The sequence below is a fragment of the Sorangium sp. So ce145 genome (genome assembly GCF_051525985.1).
GTDB lineage: Bacteria > Myxococcota_A > Polyangia > Polyangiales > Polyangiaceae > Sorangium > Sorangium cellulosum_B.
Window position 1 is genome coordinate 4617022 of record NZ_CP150315.1, and the last position, 18798, is coordinate 4635819.

13 protein-coding genes are annotated in these 18798 nt (G+C 70.6%); 5 read left to right on the top strand and 8 right to left on the bottom strand.

Annotation, left to right across the window (positions count from 1 at the left end; translation table 11 throughout):
• Window positions 1-2: 2 nt before the first annotated feature.
• The 4 genes from WMF34_RS17055 to WMF34_RS17070 form a co-directional block, all read right to left on the bottom strand.
• Window positions 3-1736 (bottom strand): acyl-CoA carboxylase subunit beta, encoded by a 1734-nt coding sequence (locus tag WMF34_RS17055; protein WP_012235923.1) that lies wholly within the window; start codon window positions 1734-1736, stop codon window positions 3-5.
• A 196-nt stretch (window positions 1737-1932) separates the two neighbouring features.
• Window positions 1933-3279, bottom strand: a complete 1347-nt coding sequence (locus WMF34_RS17060) for an acetyl-CoA hydrolase/transferase family protein (protein ID WP_012235924.1) — start codon at window positions 3277-3279, stop codon at window positions 1933-1935.
• Between the two features lie 100 nt (window positions 3280-3379).
• Window positions 3380-3790, bottom strand: coding sequence for a CBS domain-containing protein (locus WMF34_RS17065; RefSeq protein WP_012235925.1), 411 nt, complete (start codon window positions 3788-3790; stop codon window positions 3380-3382).
• A 191-nt stretch (window positions 3791-3981) separates the two neighbouring features.
• Complete coding sequence (locus tag WMF34_RS17070) at window positions 3982-4773, bottom strand: CBS domain-containing protein (RefSeq protein WP_012235926.1); 792 nt, start codon at window positions 4771-4773, stop codon at window positions 3982-3984.
• 416 nt (window positions 4774-5189) lie between these two features.
• Here WMF34_RS17070 and WMF34_RS17075 point away from each other — a divergent pair, with 416 nt between their 5' ends.
• Window positions 5190-5864: a universal stress protein gene (locus WMF34_RS17075; RefSeq protein WP_012235927.1), complete on the top strand. Its 675-nt coding sequence runs from the start codon at window positions 5190-5192 to the stop codon at window positions 5862-5864.
• Window positions 5865-6095: 231 nt separating this feature from the next.
• Window positions 6096-7457 carry a sialate O-acetylesterase gene (locus WMF34_RS17080; protein WP_012235928.1) on the top strand — a complete coding sequence of 454 codons (1362 nt, stop codon included), beginning with the start codon at window positions 6096-6098 and terminating at the stop codon, window positions 7455-7457.
• Window positions 7458-7677: 220 nt separating this feature from the next.
• Here the strand turns inward: WMF34_RS17080 and WMF34_RS17085 are convergent, their stop codons facing one another.
• The gene (locus tag WMF34_RS17085; RefSeq protein ID WP_437993924.1) at window positions 7678-9291 is read right to left on the bottom strand and encodes a hypothetical protein; all 1614 of its coding nucleotides are present in this window, start codon (window positions 9289-9291) and stop codon (window positions 7678-7680) included.
• A gap of 861 nt (window positions 9292-10152) precedes the next feature.
• Between WMF34_RS17085 and WMF34_RS17090 the strand changes: the two genes are divergently transcribed.
• Window positions 10153-11145 carry a hypothetical protein gene (locus WMF34_RS17090; RefSeq protein WP_012235930.1) on the top strand — a complete coding sequence of 331 codons (993 nt, stop codon included), beginning with the start codon at window positions 10153-10155 and terminating at the stop codon, window positions 11143-11145.
• A gap of 72 nt (window positions 11146-11217) precedes the next feature.
• Window positions 11218-12360 carry an aromatic ring-hydroxylating oxygenase subunit alpha gene (locus tag WMF34_RS17095; RefSeq protein ID WP_012235931.1) on the top strand — a complete coding sequence of 381 codons (1143 nt, stop codon included), beginning with the start codon at window positions 11218-11220 and terminating at the stop codon, window positions 12358-12360.
• Between the two features lie 44 nt (window positions 12361-12404).
• On the opposite strand, the gene WMF34_RS17100 is transcribed toward WMF34_RS17095, so the two are convergent.
• Window positions 12405-13316, bottom strand: a complete 912-nt coding sequence (locus WMF34_RS17100) for an SGNH/GDSL hydrolase family protein (RefSeq protein WP_012235932.1) — start codon at window positions 13314-13316, stop codon at window positions 12405-12407.
• A gap of 529 nt (window positions 13317-13845) precedes the next feature.
• On the opposite strand from WMF34_RS17100, the gene WMF34_RS17105 reads away from it, so the two are divergent.
• A complete protein-coding gene (locus WMF34_RS17105) occupies window positions 13846-14664 on the top strand; it encodes a hypothetical protein (RefSeq protein WP_044965097.1) in 819 nt (272 codons plus the stop codon).
• A gap of 36 nt (window positions 14665-14700) precedes the next feature.
• Here the strand turns inward: WMF34_RS17105 and WMF34_RS17110 are convergent, their stop codons facing one another.
• Both WMF34_RS17110 and WMF34_RS17115 read right to left on the bottom strand, forming a co-directional pair.
• A complete protein-coding gene (locus tag WMF34_RS17110; protein WP_012235934.1) occupies window positions 14701-15861 on the bottom strand; it encodes a zinc-binding metallopeptidase family protein in 1161 nt (386 codons plus the stop codon).
• A 488-nt stretch (window positions 15862-16349) separates the two neighbouring features.
• Window positions 16350-18509, bottom strand: coding sequence for a family 43 glycosylhydrolase (locus WMF34_RS17115; RefSeq protein ID WP_231864888.1), 2160 nt, complete (start codon window positions 18507-18509; stop codon window positions 16350-16352).
• Window positions 18510-18798 lie beyond the last annotated feature (289 nt).

The following is an 18798-nucleotide window of genomic DNA, read 5'->3' on the forward strand; positions in this document are numbered from 1 at the left end:
GATCAATGAAACTCCCGCTGAACGCCGGTGAACGGCCCTGGCTGGTAGTGCCGCAGCAGGAACTCGAGGTTCTCTGCGATCACCGAGCGGAGCTCGCGCGGCATCACGAGCCGCGAGATGGAGCCCAGGCTGAGCCCCTCGCGCGGGTTCATGAGCTCCCGCTCGTACCGCGCGCTGAACTCGGCCTCTCTCGCCTTCAGCCACACGGCGGCCTCGTCGCGGGCCTCCGCCTTCGCCTTGGCCTCGTCGAGGCCGCGGGCGAGCCGCTCCTTGACGCCGGCCTTCTCCCTGGCGCTCGCCTGCGCGCGCACCTTGCGGAGCTCGTCCTTGTAGACGAACTCCTTGCCGGCGGGGCCCATCACGGCGACGCGGGTCGTGGGGAGCGCGAGCACGACGTCCGCGCCGGTCGCGTAGTTGTTGAACGAGGCATAGGCGCCGCCGAACGCGTTGCGCACGAGCAGCAGGATGCGCGGGGTGCGGACGTCGATGATCGCGTCGAGCATGGCCCGGCCGGCCTGCACGATGCCCATCGCCTCTTGCTCTCTGCCCGGGAGGAACCCTGTGGTGTCCTCCATGAAGAGGAGCGGGATGTTGTAGAGGTTGCAGAAGCGGATGAAGCGAGCGTTCTTGTAAGCGGCCGCCACGTCGATCTGGCCCGACGCGACAGCGCTGTTGTTCGCCACGAAGCCGACGACGCGCCCGCCGACCCGCCCGAACGCGGTGATCGTGTTGCGCGCGCGCTGCGGCTGCACCTCGAAGTAGTCGCCGTGATCGCAGATGCGCTGGATGATGATGTTGATGTCGAGCGGCGTGTTATAGCCGGTCGGCGACGAGATCGTCCTGCGGAGGAGCGTGTCGATCTCGGTCGTCTCCCTGCCCACCGGATCGCTCGTCCGCTGGAAAGGCGCGCTCTCGCGGTTGTTGCTCGGCAGGTAACCGAGCAGCCGGACGGTGGTGCGCAGCGCGCCCACCTCGTCTGGCACCGTGAGATCGGCCACCCCCGAGGCGCCGTGGACGCGCGGGCCGCCGAGGTCGTCGGGCGAGACCACCTCGCCGAGGACCGATTTGACGACCGCCGCCCCGGTCAGGCCGAAGAACGTGCCGCCCGGCTGGATGACGAAGCTGCCCTGCCGGGGCAGGTAGGAGCCGCCGCCGGCGTTGAACCCGAACATGCACATGATGCTCGGGACCACGCCGCTGATCTTGCGCAGCGCCGCGAACGCCTCGGCGTAGCCGTCGAGCCCGCCGACGCCCGCGGGGACGTAGGCGCCGGCGCTGTCGTTGAGGCCGATGAGCGGGATGCCCCGCTCTCCCGCGAGCTGGAACAGCCGCGCGAGCTTGCGGCCGTTCGTCGCGTCCATCGACCCCGCGCGGATCGTGAAATCGTGGCCGTACAGCGCCACGTCGCGGCTGCCGATGCGCAGGATCGCGGTGACCAGCGAGGCGCCGTCCAGGTTGGGCCCCCAGTTCTCGAAGACGACGCGCGGCGGCTCGGGCGTGAGCACCCGGATGCGCTCCCAGATCGTCATCCGGCCTTTGCTGTGCTGCCGGATGATGTTCTCCGGGCCCGCGGAGACATAGGGGCGCCTGCGGAGCTCCTCGGCCTCCCGGAGCGCCGCGTCGTACGCCGAGGCCGGCGCGGCCGGCGCCCCGGATCCCTCGTCGAGCGGATCGTCGAGCGAGGGGACGAGGGCGGAGGGCTTCACGGCGACATCGTTGTGATCAAGAGGGCTCATGGACGGGCGAGGCGCTCTATATCATGGCAGGATCCGGGGACGCACCTCGCGCGCCCGGCGAGGCGCGCGCCGATGTGTGGGGCGCGGCACGGGGCTCCCCGCGGCGATGCCGGGTCGCCGCGGCCGCCTCGATCGGCTCGCGCGGCGCTCTCCCGTCTGGACGCGGCGAGTCATGCGTGGCTGAGCCCGGCGCTCGTCAGGGGGAATCCGCGCGCGAGACGACAGGATCGCCGAACACATAGCGGCGCTGCTTGGCCGCCGCGAGGAGATCGGCGCGGTGATCGGGGTGGGCGATCTCGATGAGCGCCAGCGCGCGCTGCCGGATGTTCCGGCCCCAGAGATCCGCGACGCCATGCTCCGTCACCACGTAGTGCACGTCCCCGCGGCTCGTCACGATGCCGGCGCCCTGCTCGAACGCCGGCTGGATCCGGCTGATCGTGCCGTCCTTCGCGGTGGACCGGAGCGCGATGATCGGCTTGCCGCCGGCGCTCCGCGCTGCGCCCCGGATGAAGTCGACCTGCCCCCCGATCCCGGAGAAGAAGCGGCCCATCAGCGTGTCGGCGGCGACCTGGCCCGTCAGATCGACGGCGAGGGCCGCGTTGATCGCGATCATCCTGTCGTTCCTCGCGATCGTCAGCGGATCGTTGGTGAAGGCGGACCCGCGCATCTCGATGACGGGGTTTTCGTGGGCCCAGGCGTAGAGGGCGCGGCTGCCGAGGAGGAACGAGGTCACGAGCTTCCCCGGCAGGAGGGTCTTCCTGCGGTTCGTGATGACGCCGCGCTGGACGAGATCCATCACGCCGTCGGAGAGCATCTCGGTGTGCACGCCGAGGTCGCTCCTGCCTCCCAGGGCGGCGAGCACGGCGTTCGGGATCTTGCCGATGCCGGTCTGGAGCGTCGCGCCGTCGGGCACGAGCGTCGCCACGTTGCGGCCGATGGCGCGGTCGACGTCGTCGAGCGGCTCGATCGCGCGCTCGGGGAGCTCGCGGTCCACCGGGACGAGGTGGGTTATCCGATCCACGTGCAAGAACGAGTCTCCGTGGGTGCGGGGCATCCGCGGGTTGACCTCGGCGAGGACCAGAGCCGCCGAGTCGACGGCGGCGCGGACGATATCGACGGAGACGCCGAGGCTGACGAAGCCGTGGGCGTCCGGGGGGCTCACCTGGATGAGGGCCACATCGATGCCCACCCGGCCCGAGAGGATCAGGCTCGGGATCTCGGAGAGGAAGACCGGCATGAAGTCGGCGCGCCCCTCGTGGATCGCCTCGCGGACGTTCTGGCCGATGAAGAACGCCGTGTGGCGGAACCGCCGCTCGAGACCGGGGCGGACATACGGCGCGGGGCCCTCGGTCATCAGGTGGACGATCTCGTTGCCGGCGAGGTGGTCGCCGGACTGAACCATGGCGTTCACGAGATCGGTCGGTTCCGCGGCGCCCGAGCCGACGAGGATGCGCCGCCCCGGGGGGATCGCGCGGATGGCCTCCTCGGCCGTCTTGATCTTGTCGCCGAAGCGCGATCGCCAGTCCGTGATCGTCTGCTGCATCGTGTGCCTTCTTCCGGTGTTCTTGGGGGGATGAACGGAGCGCGTTCGCCGTCGGGGCGGGCGATGGCTGGCCGCGCCGTCACGCGGGTCGAGCCTCGGGTCAGGAGATCTCTCTCTCGGTGAGCAGCGCGGCCAGCACGGCGAGCGCGTCGGTCGTCGTGAAGACGCCGACGACCTGTGCGCCGTCCAGCACCACCGCCGATCCATACTTGTGCTCTGCCATCTCGCGGACCACCTCGGAGAGCGGCGCGCTCGGCGCGACGGCGTAGGGGCACGGCGACATGGCCTCGCTGACGACGAGCTCATCCCCCTCTTGCTCCTTGAGCGTCTCTATCCAGTAGATGTCCCGCTCGGAGAGGATGCCGACCAGCCGGCCGCCGCTCAGCACCGGCAGGTGCCGGATGCGATGTCCGCGCATGAGCGCGCGGGCGAGGCCGACCTTCTGATCGGCGCCGATCGAGTGGGGGCTCCGGGTCATGCAGTCCTGGATGCGAATGGTCGAAGAGCTCATGAGGCCTTCCCTGGCGCTGGACGTCCGCGATGATCGATTCGAGCTGATCGAACCGGCGCCCTTCGATCAAGCTCGGTTTGCCACGATGGGCCACGAGGCGGGTTTGCAAGATGCGGACCGCCTGGATCGGCGTCCGCGCTACGACACGCAGCGGGCGTGCGGCGCGTACGCTTCATCGGCGAGCCATCTCCTCAGGCCCGCTTGCGCGCCGGCGGGATCAGGTACCCGCAGCACCGCCCGAACCACCGCAGCACGTCGAGCGACGACAGGATGCCGACGACCTTGCCGTCGTCCGAGACGACCGGCAGCCGGTGCACGCCCTCGTAGGCCATGAGCGACGCGGCCTGCCGGATGCTCGCGCTCTCGTGCAGCTGCACCACGACGGGCGTCATCACGTCGCGCGCGGTGACCCTGACGGGCTCGTAGACATGGAAGCCCTGGCTCATCTCGAGCGGCGCGACCTCGCCCGACCGCGAGGCCACCCGCCGCGACTCCTCGGTGTCGCCGCGCTCGTCTGCTGCACGGAGCACGTCGGCCCGCGACACCATGCCGACCGGCTTGCCCGCCGCGTCCACGACCGGCATCCCGCTGATCTCGTGGCGGACGAGCAGGGCCGTGATGTCGTCGAGGGAGACCTCCGTTCGGATGCAGATGACGTCCTTGGTCATGATCTCGGCGAGCGGCGCCTCCGGATTCACGGCCACGTCGACGCCCGCGTTGCGCAGCGGATCCGATTCCTCCGTGCCCGGCGCCGCGTGGCTTGCATGGCAGACGACCGACGTCGTGCGCGAGCCCTTGTCGAAGTGCAGCGCATGGAAGCGACTGCACGACTCGCACTCTCGCGCCGCCATCGAACGCTCCCGCAACGGGCAGTAGACGGTCGCCACGACCGATTCCTCGCCGTCGTCTCCAACGATGTGCGCGCTGCGGATCGTGTGGTGCCGGAGCTGGTGCTGTCCGCCGGTAGGTCCAAGGGTTGTCATCGTCGTCTCCCGTTCGCCTCTGCGTCCTTCGCTCGAGGTGCGCCGTGGGATGAGCACCGTTCGTGCCACGCCCGCGAGATCCCCGGCGGGCGGCGGCGGCCCTGGTACGCCGCGGTCGCGTCTGCGCCTCCGCGCGCCGTTTGCGCCGCGGCGCAAACGGCGGCGGGCTGCCTCGCGAGGCGCCCGCCCGCAGCGCTCGCGGCGCGAGGAGCTCGCTCGCGGCTCGCGCGGAGCGTCCAGGTCGCGGGAAGAGCCCCGCTCGTGCCAGGGAGCCAGCGCGCGCGAAGCCCTCCTCTCCGGCGCCCGGAACGCCTGGCATGCAGCGTGCTGGGTGTAGGGCAGACGGGCAAGTGGGCAGATGGATAGAGCGAGGCGACCGCTGGTCGGGGCCTCGCATGGAGGCTGAGGAGGCTGTCATGTCGAGCGCAAACGCAACGAATCGGTTCGTCGTCGTCGTCGGGATCGACTTCTCGGAGCCGAGCAACCGTGCGCTTGATCAAGCGCTCGAGTCCGCTTGCTGTCGCGAGAACGCCGAGGTGCACGGGGTCTACGTCGAGCCCGAGAGCTGGGTCGGCATCGGGCTCGCGCGGGCGCCCATGGTGGCGACCCAGCCCGACGTGGCGCTCCAGCAGCTCCAGCAGCGCGCGAGCGAGCGCGTGAGCGCCATGGGCGACAAGCTCGACGGGGGGCGGCTGAAGCGCGTCGTCGTCCACTTCCGCCGCGGGGATGCGGCCGAGAACATCGCCCAGCTCGCCGCCGACCTGGACGCCGACCTCGTGGTCGTCGGCTCGCACGGCTACCGCGGGCTCGAACGGCTGCTCCTCGGCTCGGTCGCAGAGCGCGTCTCCCGGCTCGCGCGCTGCCCGGTGTGGATCGTCCGGCCGAAGGATCACGCGACCGCCGGCCGGGTCCCCGAGATCGAGCCGCCCTGCCCGGAGTGCGTGAAGCACCGGCAAGAGACGGGCGGCGCAGCGCTCTGGTGCGCGCGCCACGCGGAGCACCACGTCCGGCCGCACCGCTACTCGTATGCGACCAACGGGGTCTACGCGGCGTCGAGCGCGGCCTACCAGTCGACGCCCGACGCGACGTGATCGCGAGGCGAGCTCGACGGGACCGCGCGGCTGTCAGGGACACGAGCGCCCGATACGTGTCCTGAGGACACGAGGCGAGCGCGTCGCAAACGAGGCTCCCATCCTCGTGCGTCGTGGTCTCTCCGCGCGCTCTCCTCGATCGGCTCGCCGACGAGGCGCCGCGCGCTCCCTCCGGTCGATCGCGATCCCGCCGCGTTGACGTTCCACCGCGCGCGGGGGATACACAGCGCCATGAAGCGGTCTTGCATCGCCCTGGCGGCTTTCGCGCTGTCCCTCTCCGCTCCCGCGATCGCGCAGCCGGTGAAGGTGTTCGTCCTCGCGGGCCAGTCGAACATGGTCGGCTACGGCGTGGGCCGCCAGCTCCCGGTCGAGCTCCAGAGCCAGCCGGACGTCTGGTACGACCACTACAACCCCGACGCGCGCGAGGGAGGGCCGTACGCCGCGGCGACGAGCGCCGACTGGGGGCCGCTCGAGCCGAAGGGCGAAGCCCGCCGCTACGGGCCCGAGATCACGTTCGGCCGCGCGATCGCCGCGGCGTACCCGGAGCACCGGATCGCGATCGTGAAGATGGCGCAGGGGGGCACCAACCTCGTCGATCACTGGGGGCGCGGCCTCGCGCCGGATCCCGAGGTGCTCTACAAATCGCAGCTCTACCACGCGCTCCTCGGCAAGCTGGACTCCGCGACGTACGAGGGCGACCGCGCCCTCCGTTATCCCGAGGAGGTGACGCGGCTCGACGGCGCACTGGCGAGGCTCGAGTCGGAGGGGCACCCCTACGAGATCGCCGCGCTCGTCTGGATGCAGGGCGAGAACGAGGCAGGGTGGTCGGCCGCGTTCTCCTATGGCAACACGCTGCGCGGCTTCATCGCGGCGATCCGCGCGGATCTCGGCGTCCCCGGGCTCCCGGTCGTGCTCGGCAGGGTCAGCGACAACCTCTACCCCGCGAACGGCGGGCCCATCGCCGCCGGAAAGGAGGCGAACATCGACGCCGTGCGCGCGGCGCAGGTGACCGTGGCCGAGGAGGACCCGCGGGTCGCATGGGTCGACACGGACGATTTCACCGTGCGATCGCCCGACGACGCGTATCACTTCGACTCCGCCGCGTACCAGCTCCTCGGCGAGCGCTTCGCCGAGGCGTACCTCGCGCTGGTCCGCGAGGAGGGCTCGTCGACCGCGTCGTCGTCGAGCAGCGCCGGGAGCGCGGCTGCAGGGGGAGGGGGCGCCGCGGGGGGCGGCGCCGCCGGGGGTGGCGCCACGGCCGGATCGAGCGGGAGCGCGGAGGCGGCGGGCGGCGCCGGGAGCGCAGGCGAGGGGGGAAGGGGCGCCACGGCCGGATCGAGCGGAAGCACGGCGGCGACGGGCAGCGCCGGGAGCGCAGGTGAGGGGGGAAGGGGCGCCACGGCCGGATCGAGCGGAAGCACGGCGGCGACGGGCAGCGCCGAGGCCGCGGCCAGCTCGGGCGGGGTCGCGCCTGGGAGCGCCGGCGGCTGCGGCTGCCGGACCGCCGCCGGCCAGGGCCCCGTGGCCGCGGCAGCGCTCGCGCTGGTCGCGCTCGCGGGCCTGCGCCGCCGCCGCTCGCGCGGGCAGGGCTGAGCGCCGAGCGGCGCCTCGTGGAGAGCTGGTGGAGCGGGGAAGGAGGCGCGCGCGCGCCGGCTGCGCCAGGAGTGGTGAGCAGCCGCGCCGCGCCTCGTCGGCTCGTCGGAGAGGCCTCGTCGTCGCCTCATGGCGACGCGGAGGTTCATCGCTTCAGGGGAGCCGCAGGGGTCCGTCGTCAGGTCGTACGGACCAGCCTGCGAGCCCCCCCGTCGCCGAGTCACTCCGCCGGGTAGCAGCCCTCCGCCGTGCACTCATAGCCGTCGCGGCAGTCGGCCGACGTCGCGCAATCGCTGTTGCAGTAGCCGTCCACTGTGCAGATCCCGCCGCCGGCGCAGGGGGTCGTGTCGTCACAGACGCCCCAGCAGTAGCCGCCAGGCCAGCCGGACTCGTCGGGAGAGCAGTAGCCGCCGGCGCAGTCGCCGTCGGTGGTGCAGGGGGCGCCGTCGGCGCCCTCGCCGGGCGGCGGCGCGCAGGTGCCCACCTCCATCCTGCAGGTGAAGCCCGGCTCCGTGCACTCAGCGTCGCTGGTGCATTCCGGAAGGCAGAGGCCATTCCGGCACGAATAGCTGCTTCGGCAGTCTCCGGACGTGGCGCACTCGGCGATGCAGAAACGGAAGCCGCTGGCGTTCTCGAGGCAGGCACCGCCGTTGCAGTCGCTGTCCGTGTTGCAGCCGCCCGAGCAGGCGCCACCCGGCCAGCCGTTCAGGGCCTCGGTGATGCAGAAGTCGCCAGTGCACTCGCTATCGAGCGCGCAAGCGCTGCCGTCCGGGCTCGTCTCGATCGGGGGGTAGCAGCCGCCCGACTCCGTGTCGCACGTGCCCACCTCCGGGCACTGCGCGTCGCTGGTGCAGTTCGGCCAGCAGGTGGAGTCGACGTCGCACATGTAGCCGTCGCGGCAGTTGGCCGCTGTCTCACACTCGGCGACGCAGAGGTTGAGGGATGCGTTGATGTAGACGCAGACGCCGCCGCCGGCACAGTCGCTGTCCGTCGCGCACTCGGCGGTACAGTGCCCGGAGGGGAACCCAAATTCCGTCTCACTGAGGCAGAACCCGCTGGCGCACTCGGCGTCGGTGGCGCAGGCAGCGCCGTCGGCGCGTGGCTCGCCGCCGCCCCCGGTGGTGACGGAGGTCGTCGAGGTGGTGGCCGCGACCGTGGTGACCGAGGTCGTGGAGGAGACGCTGCCGCCGCCGTCGCCGCCAGCGCCCGTGGTGGCCGCGGTCGTGGTGACCGAGGTCGTGGAGGAGACGCTGCCGCCGCCGTCGCCGCCAGCGCCGGTGGTGACCGAGGTCGTGGAGGAGACGCTGCCGCCGCCGTCGCCGCCAGCGCCGGTGGTGGCAGCGCCCGAGGTCGAGGAGACGCTGCCGCCGCCGTCGCCGCCAGCGCCGGTGGTGGCAGCGCCCGAGGTCGAGGAGGCGCTGCCGCCGCCGTCGCCGCCAGCGCCGGTGGTGGCAGCGGCCGAGGTCGAGGAGGCGCTGCTCGAGGAGGCCGAGCTCGAGGTGGTGCTGCCGCCCGCACCGCCGCCGCCCGTGTCGCCGCCGCCGGTGCCGCCGCCCGTGCCGCCGGTGCCGCCCGCACCGCCGCCGCCCGTATCGCCACCGCCGGTGCCGCCGCCGGTGCCGCCGGTGCCGCCCGCACCGCCGCCGCCCGTGTCGCCGCCGCCGGTGCCGCCGCCCGTGCCGCCGGTGCCGCCGCCGCCGGTATCGCTGCCGCCGTTTCCTGTCGTGCTGCTGGCCGAGGTGGCGCCTTCGCCGCCGGTGCCGCCGCCCGCACCCCCGCCGCCCCCAGTCCCGATGACCGTCGAGTCGTCGTCGCCGCACGCCGTCGTCGTCATCAGTCCAAGAACGAAGAGACACACCAAAGATCGCATCTTCATCCGCTGTTCTCCAGCCGGTAGGGGTCCAGTGACGCGGCGCCGGCCGCCGGAGGCGAGGAGCCGCAGCGCGATACGCGCGCACGCATCTTCTGTCGAAACGGCGCGGATGCCAACGCCTCTTTACTCCTTCACGGCGCTTTCGGGCGGAGGGCGCCCGCGCTGTCCGCATCCTACCTCGTCCACGCTCCTCCTCGCCCCGGGCCAACGACGAGCGAAGCAGCTTTTCGACGGCCGAGCGCGCGCGATTGTCGCGTCCGCTCCACGTGCGTGGAGCGCGTTTTGGAGGTCGCGAGGCTCTCTTCTCCACTCGTTCTCACCCGTTCCACCCGTCCGGCGAGCCGTCCTTGCCGGCCTGCGCGTTTCTCTTCTCAGCACCTTCCCGAGCCGCAGCGCACCTCCCGATGTCCGTGAGGTTTCGGGCGTCCGCTCCTCAGCTCGTTGGCAAGCCCGAGCGCATCGAGCGCACCTCCTGAGTTCCGTGAAGCGTTGGCCATTCCGCCCCTGTCGCCACGAGCGCAGCGGCGGCCGCTGCCCCGCCCGCTCTCGACCCCAGCGTCGCCTCGCGACGCGCTCTCGACCGAGCGTCGCCTCGCGATGATTGACCGGCCGCCGTCGGAGCTGGTATAGGTAGCCGTTTTCTTTGAGTCGAATTTTCCAGTCGCAGCTGAAGCAAAAGGCGGTCGAGCACCGTGTGCGCAGGTGAAGGGGGCCCTGGTGCTTCCAGTGCCAGCCATGTCGTCTTGCCCTTGCCGCGTCGCGTCGGCGCCCTGCGCCTCGGCGGACGACCTCTCATTTCAGTCAGAGGATGAGGAGACCCCCATGCGTGTCCGACACGTGATGATCACAGCAGCGATCGCCGGTCTATTCGCGGCCTGCGCCGGCGCGGAGAGCGATGGTGGCAAGATCGAGCGGCCGGTCTACGGGACGGTCTGTGAGGCCCGCTGCGCCTGCGAGGACTGCTCTGGCGACAAAGAGGGCCTGTGCGAGGCCGAGGAGGAGGCCGCCGCGAAGCGAGCCGAGGAGCGCTGCCAGGACGAGCACGCGGCGTACATCGACTGTGTCCGGCTGGAGGGCCGGTGCGTGGACGGTCATTACCTGGCGGAGGTCTGCGACGACCATGCGGCGGCCCTCCTGGACTGTCTCGATCCCACGGGCCACTGTCCCAGCGCGGGTGACGGCATCTGCGACGAGCCCCAGGGCACCGGCAAGTGCCCGGCCGGGACCGACCCCGCCGACTGCCTCTCTCCCTGTCCCTTGACCGGCAACGGCACCTGCGACGAGCCCGAGGGCACCGGGCGCTGCGAGGAGGGCACGGACGTCGACGACTGCAAGCTCGCGTCGTGCGACCGCGTGCGGGACGGCGTCTGCGACGAGCCCGAGGGCACCGGGCGCTGCGAGGAGGGCACGGACGTCGCGGACTGCGCGGCAGGCGCGCCGTGCGCTTCCACGAACAACGGCGAGTGCGACGAGCCCGAAGGCACCGGTCTCTGCGAGGAGGGCACGGACCTCGCCGATTGCAACGCCACCCTGGCCTGCGACGACCTCGACGAGTGCGGCAGCGACACGAGCGGGTGCGTCGGATGCGCGGTCCAGGGGAGCTGCGCCGATGAGCTCGATGCGTGCGCCCTCAACGACGACTGCATCCTGTTCGCTCGGTGCGCCGTGACCTGCAAGGACGGGGACGACGCCTGCTTCACCGCGTGCATGGACGGACATCCGGATGGAGCGCAGCTCTATCTCGACTACGACACATGCGTGAACTGCGATGAGTGTTATTACTCGTGCGGCAACGCCAGCATCCTCGGGTGCTGATCCGCAGCCCGCCCCCCTGAGCCGCTCCCGGGCGGCGCGATCCGCGCCCTCGTTCTGGTAGCATCGCCCGCCTTGCCGGAGCTCCCTCTCACCCCCGCCGATCTCGACGCGGTGCTGGCGCCGCTCCCCAGCGCCCGGCCGCTGCCCGCGCGCGCGTACTGGGACGAGGACGTCTTTGCCTTCGAGCAGGCCGAGATCTTCGGGCGCTCCTGGCTCTGCGTCGGCCGCGAGGACGAGATCGCCCGCCCAGGAGAGTGGCTGCTCGCCCCCCTCACGCCGGCGGGCGTCGTCGTCCTCCGCGGCGCCGATCTGGAGATCCGCGCGTTCCACAACGTCTGCCGCCACCGGGCGGCGACGCTGCTCGACGGCCCGTGCGGCCGCCTCGCGCACCTCGAGTGCCCGTACCACGGCTGGACCTACGAGCTCTCCGGCGCGCTGCGCGCCGCGCCGCACGCGCCGCCCGGCTTCGACCGCGGCGCGCACGGGCTCCTCCCGGCGCGCGCCGGCGCCCTCTTCGGCTTCCTCTTCGTGACGCTCGATCCCGGCGCGCCGCCGCTCGAGAGCGCGATCGGCGAGGCGCCGCCCTGGCTCTCGCGCCCCGGGCTGCGCTCGCTCCGGCGGGGCAGGCGGGTGGAGTACGAGGTCGCCGCGAACTGGAAGCTCTGCGTGGAGAACTTCCAGGAGTCTCACCATTTCCCGCGCGTGCACCCCGCGCTGGAGCGGCTGACCCCGTGCGACGACGCCGTGTCCTGGGGCCGGGGGGGCCCGTGGCTCGGCGGCGTCATGGACCTCGCGCCGGGCGCCGACACCGTCTCGACGAGCGCGGCGCCCGGCGCGCGGCCGCTCATCGTCCCCGAGGCGGAGCGGCGGCGCGTGCGCGACGCCATGCTCTTCCCGGGCCTGCTCACGAGCCTCCAGCCCGACTACCTGCTCACGTACCGGCTCGCCCCGCGCGCGCCCGACCGGACGCTCGTGATCGCCGACACGTACTTCCACCCTGCGGCGTTCACGAAAGGCTTCGATCCGGGCGACGTGTTCACCTTCTGGGATGCGGTGAACCGGGAAGACCGCGCCATCTGCGAGCGGCAGCAGCGCGGGATCCGCGCGCCCGGCTACACGCCGTCGACCTACGCCATGGTGGAAGACGGCGTCCACGCCTTCGACTGCATCGTCGCGCGCAGGTACCTCTCGGCGCTCCGCGCGCGGACGGCATGAGCGGGCGCCGCGGCCGGTGGGGTCGCCCGTGGACCGATCCCTCGCTACTGCGCGACGCAGTTCTCCTTCATCACTTCCCAGACTGCATCTCCGGTGGCGATGCTACCGGCAGAGGTGGGATGGATACCGTCTTGCGTGTATTCGTTGTGTCCGTTCCAGGTCGGACGAAGGTCCAGCCAGTAGCACTTCGGCGACGTGAGCCCGTCGCACAACGCCTTCATCTTCGGCCGGAGCGTGTCGAGGCAGCTCTTGAGCGACGAGAAGTTGTTTCCGATGGGGTCTGGATAGAAGAAATAGACCACCTTTTCGACGTTGTCCTTCTCCATGGTCTCGAACAGCGACTCCGCCGCCGCGAGGGCCCCGTCGCCGTCCCCTCTCAACAAGCAGTCGTTCCCGCCCCCATCCATCAGCACGTACTTGATCATGCCGTTCTCCGCGGCTTTGCGGTACTGGCTGGGGATCTGATCGTTGGCCAGCGTCGTGCCGCTGACCGAGTTGTCGATGTAGCGGTCGCTCTGGGCGAGGGAGCCGTTCGCCTTGGCCTGCTTCTCGATCTGCTGCGTGATGCCGTGCGTCGCGGCGATGAACGACTCTCCGATGACCGCGACTTGATTCCCCTTGGTCTGGCCCTTGACGCATTCGGCCGGGTCTCCGCCCGTGCCGACCGTCTCTCCGCCGCTGGCCGAGCTGCTGGCCTCCGCGGTGCTTGCGCTGCTGCTGCTGCTGCTGCTGCTCGAGGTGCTCCCGGCTGTCGCGCCTCCGGCGCCGGTCGTGGCCGCGCCGCCCGAGCCGACCGTGGCCGTGGTCTCCGCGCTGCTGGTGGTGGTCCCGTCAGGGCCGCCTCCGCCGGTCGAGGACGTACCACCGTCATTGGCCTCACCGCAGGCCCAGATGCCGATGCTCAGGAGACCGAGAACGCTCAGTTTCGTAGCAGCGTAGGAAGGTATCGACCTCATTTTATTTCTCCAGTGTCCGCTTGGCGCCGACGTTTCAAGCGGCGAAAGCCATTCATTGCCTTGTATTGACAATTCATCCATGCATCGAAGGGGCCGCGTTCGCCCGATGCAGGTGACTGCCACGACGTCGTACCCAAACCTGCTGACTCGATGTATAGGCATACTCGCCTATGCCTGGATGCGAGACGTCGCGTTCATGTCGGTGGATTGAACATTTCGGGCGAGAGTCGAATTCGGTGTCTGCGCCACGGCCCTTCCTTCTGGGGCGCCGCCGGGGCGTTCGGTCCCGAGCGCTCCACGCCCGAGCGCGCGGCCTCCCGCTCGTCCTGGTTCACGCCAGGCTTCGATCCGGGCCACGTGCGCGCCTCCTGGGACGCCGTGAACCGGGAGGACCGCGCCCTCTGTGCGCGCCGGCACCGAGGGATCCGCGCGCCGGGCCACGCCCCGTCGACCTGCGCCCTGGTGGAGGACGGCGCCCGCACGTTTGACGGCCTGGTCGCGCGCGGGTACCGCTCGGAGCGAGGACGGCATGAGCAAGCTCTGCGGCCTGTGGGGCCGCCCGTACATCGACCTGTCGCCGCTGATCGACGCGGCGTGCTTCCCCGAGCTCGATCGCGAGATCGTGCGCGGGCTCTGCCGCGTCGAGCCCTCGTACACCGGCGGCAGCCTGAAATGGATGGGCGTGGTCGCGCCCTGGGTGCACGACGACCCGTACATGGATTACGGGGAGGTCATCGCGGGCTTCTCGCGCGACGAGTTCTGCGACTTCATCGCGCTCGGCGACGACCCGTCCGCCTTCGATCCCGACCGGCGGCGCGAGTACACGTTCGGAGACGAGACGGATCACCCGCTCACGCGGGCGCAGATGCTGTACCTGAAGTACCGTTACGGCGTCTATTTCCCCTGGAAGGTCTGCTATCATCTGCTCGAGAACGATCGCTGGGAAGACAAGCACTCGGGCGCAGGCAAGGACTTCTCGGCGGAGGCCAAGGCGACGTTCCCCCGGACGGTCGAGTTCATCCGGGGCCTGCCGTTCGTCGAGATCGGGCGGTGCGTGATCTTCGGCCTCGAGGCGAACGATCACGCGCCCGCGCACCGGGACACCGAGCCGGGGAGCGCGATCGGCGCGGCGCAGTCCATCTCGTTCGACCCGCGCGGCGACAAGCGGTTCTATGTCTGCGACAGGGCAGGGGAGGAGCGCACGGTCGTCCGCGCGCCCATCTACTGGTTCAACGACATGGATTACCACGGCGTCGAGCCGGACCCGTTCTTCCGGTACTCGATCCGCGTGGACGGCGTGTTCAAGCCGGAGTTCATGAAGCGGCTCCAGCGCCTGTACGGGCGGTAGGCGCGGGCGAGCGCCGTGCCGTGAGCGCTCCGCCGGCTAGCGCGCCGCCGGCGAGGCCCCGTTCACCACGAGGTGGATGAACTGCAGCTTCGCCACGGCGGGGCGCGGCAGCACGAACGGGTAGAAGTCATGCTGGCCCATGCTGCGCGACATCTCGTTGAGCACGGCCGTCAGCTCCACCCAGGCGTTCAAGAAGCCCAGGAAGGCCCCGGCCCCTCGGTCGTCCGGCCGCCACAGCGCGTCCGCGCCCCATGGTTCGACGTCGAGCTCCACCTCGTCGGCGTCGATGCCGAAGCTGAGCGCCGTATCGACGGTGTCGACCATGTGGAGATAGTGGGCCCAGGTCTCGGCCCAGTCTTCCCACGGGTGCATGCTGGCGTAGGCGCTGACGAAGCGCCCGGGCCAGTCGGCCGGCGGCCCCTGCTCGTAGTTGGCCTTCAGCGCGGCGGCGTAGTCCTGCTGCTCGTCGCCGAACAGCTCCCGGAACGGCGCCAGCCACCCGGTGTCGCGCACCAGGCGATCCCAGTAATAATGGCCGACCTCGTGCCGGAAATGCCCGAGCAGCGTGCGGTAGGGCTCGCGCATCGCGGCGCGGGTGCGCTCGCGCGTGGCGTCGTCCGCCTCCTCGATGTTCAGCGTGATCACTCCATCGGCGTGGCCCGTCATCACCCTGGGCCCGTCGGGCGGCGAGGCGAGGAAATCGAAGCAGAGGCCGCGCTCCGGATCCTCGCCGATCTTGGACTTCACCGGCAGGTTCAGCGCCAGGAGCTGCGACACGAGCCGTCGTTTGGCCGTCTCGAGCAGGCGCCACTGCGCCTGGTGCTCGGCGACGGAGAGATCTGGAATGGTGCGGTTGAGCCGGCACGCGGCGCAGAGCGCGGGCGCCTCCGCCGCCGGGATCAGCCAGTTGCAACCCGACGCCAGGTCGAAGTTGCCGCAGCGCCTGTAGAGCTGCGGCGCGTCCGCCGTGTCGTGCCAGATCTGCCAGGTGCCCTCGGTCGGGCCGGCCTCGAGCGGCAGGACCTGGGCGCGCTCGGGCTCGTAGCCGAGCGGCGTCTTGCAGGCCAGACATTCGCTGTTGCGGAAGAACACCGGCCTTTCGCACTGGCAGCGGTAGGCGCGCGGGGCGGTGGGCTGCTTGGTCCGCTTCCATGCGCTGCGCAGGCGCGCGATCAGACTGTCGAAGCGATTGGTCATGGTGGGTTGAGCGGTCTCGATCGTGTCGGCCTCTGCTCGCGATCACAAGGATCGCAAGCCGTATGCCAGGCCTGCGGCTCGGCGCTCGCGACACGGGTAGGACCCGACGCGCCGTGGACGGACGTCGCGAAGTGTCTCGGTGTGGCAAGAATGCCGGCGACCCGACCCAGGTTGAGCGCTTCAGCCCGACCCAGGTTGGGAATCGACCCAGCGGCCGGGATCTCGTCGAGCGAGACCTGCGGTTCGATCTGGGTGACCCGGCCGATGTCGGCCTTGAGATCGTTCACAACCCGGATGACGCCCGGGTGATCGCTCGAGCTCACGGCGAGCGGCGCGGCCTTGCCCTCCGCGGCCGGGCTTCGGCGCTACACTTCTTGGAGGTTCAGGTCCAGCCGCAGCTTCCTCGCTGCTCGCGGCCGTCAGGCCGACCGGGAAGGGGGCGGCCGCCGGCGACTCCGCCGGCGGCTTTGCCACCCGTGGCGGGCAGGTCAGTTGGTGGCCACGAAACGCAGCGATGCGAGGCGCACGAGCTCGCCCTGGCCGCCCTTCACCTTCAAGTAGACCTCGTGCGTGCCGGACGTGGGCGCCACGTTGCACGTCGTCGTCGTCCACTTCTCCCAGCCGTCGGTACCCGGGAGGGCGCAGGTGCCGATCATCGAGCCGCCTGCCAGCGGATCGATCCAGACCTCCACGCTGCCGCCGTTCCCGGCGCTCGAGGCCTCCAGCGCGATCGCCTTCGACTGTACACCCCCGCTGCCGAGGTCGACGCTCCCGAACATGGCCCAATCGCCGTCCTGCAGATCACCGAGCACCCGTCCCGCCGACGTGCTCGACACGACGTGGGCGCCGGATACCTGGTCCGCCTCCGCGGCCGGGATCGGGGTGAATCCGTCACGATAGGTGAACAGGTCGAAGTAGGCACGGCTATTGGTCGCGAACATGCCGGCCTGGTTGCCAATCCAGGTGTGAGCCATGGCATAGAACCCGTCGAGCGCGGAGATGTCGATCTCGGAGCCTACCTGGGTCCATTCGACTCCATCCGTGCTGAACCAGCCCGTAGCCTTGTGCTCGGAGCGGACCAGCTTCAGCCAGACCGCTTTCCCGGAGGGAGCGGGGACCGACGCGCCCACGACGACCGGCTCGGCAAGCTCGCTGTACGCCGCCCCCGCCTCGGCCGGGGCCTGCACCGAGCGCGACCGGAAGGAGAAGCGAATCACGTCTTCCTCGCCCTCCATGACCCGCGCCACCGAGACGTCCATGATGGCGGGGAGCCTGAACTTCTCGCTGTCGTTCATCCACGTCGGGCAGGAAAGCACCTGCTCGTCCTGCCAGTAGCCGTTGCCCACGCGGATGCCGGCCGCGTCCCCGTCGGCCGTGGGCGTGAACTCGACCTTCGCGACCATGCTGCTCGAGTGCAGCGCGTCCTTCTGAACGACCCACGTGGTCCCTCCGGTACCCGGCGTGATCCGCAGCCACCCCGGGCGATCCACCACCGAGTACTTGTCCTCCGACGGGCCGTAGGTGGTCCACGCGGGGTTGATCGTGGCCGACGAGAAATCGTCGTTCACGGGCAGCAGGAAGGGCACGCCGCTCTGCGGCAGCTTGGGCGCGGACAGATCGCCCTTCTTGGTCGGGTATTGCGGGACCGGGATCGTCTTCCCGTTCACCTCCTGGTCGACCCAGGTCACCTCCAGCAGCAGCCCCTCGCGGCCAAGCCCCTGCCAGTCGCCGTTCTTCTCGGTCTTGGTGTCGTCGGTGCCCACGTTGCTGCAGTCGTACGAGTGGGCAAAGGCCCACCACGAGCCGTCCTCCAGCTCGATCGGCGCCGTGGTGTGCTGGACGCCGGCGTACGGCTCCTCGCCGGTAAGGACGTAGCCGAGCCACGTCCAGTCCTCGGCGGTGCTGCCGACCAGCTTCTTCGACGCCCAGGCGTGCAGCTGGCCGCCGCAGGCCGTGTGCGTCGAGACGAAGTAGTAGTACCACTCGCCGCGCTTGGCCATCGTCGGCCCCTCGGCCCACTTGCTCCAGTCAGGATTCGTGAAGTCGCCGCAGCCGCCGGTCTCCTGGTCCCAGTTGATGAAGCTCATGTCGATGCTCGACTCGGGCAGCAGCATCCCGGTGTCGGGATCGATCTCCGTGACCAGGTTGATGCCGAAGTCGTTGGGGTGATCCGCGTCCCATTTGCACAGACCGTTCTTGATGATCATGTACGTCTTGCCGCTGTCGGGATCGACGAACACCGAATTGTCGGAGCCGGTCCCTCGTTCGTACGAGGTCTCGCTGCCGGGCGGCGTGTAGGGGAAGATGTCGACCTTGGTGGGCTCTGACCACGGGCCCTCGAGGCTCGGCGCCGAGGAGAAATGCTGGGTGGCCCCGATGGAGTAATAGACCCGGTACACATCGCCGGCCTTGACGATGAAGCCGCCCCAGGTGCCCTGGCCCGGGCCGAGCTGCGCCTCCAGCGCGGGAGCGGTGGAGTGGACCACCCGGTTCATGCGCTCCCAGTGGAGGAGATCCGTCGAGCGCAGGATCTCGAAGGCGGGCATCATGTGGAAGTTCGACCCGACCAGGTAGAAGTCGTCGCCTTCCCGGTAGATGTTCATGTCCGGGTGATCACCGGGCAGAACGGGGTTCTGGTAGGTCGTCACCTCGAAGGCCGCGTCGCCGTCGCCGCCCGCGCCACCGCCGCCGGCGTTCGGAGAGCCACCCGTGCCCCCGGAGCCGCCGTCGCCGCCGCCGCCGCCGTCGCCGCCGCCTCCGTCTCCGCCGCCGCCGTCGCCGCCCTGACCCGAGGTTGACCCGGACGAGGTGCTAGATCCCGCCTGGCTGGGATTGGGCTCGTCCGAGCCGCACCCCATCGCGATCAATCCAATGAAAGTGATAATCCCTGCTGCATAAGAGCGCACGATGACCTCTCAGTTCCTTGTTGTGGACCCT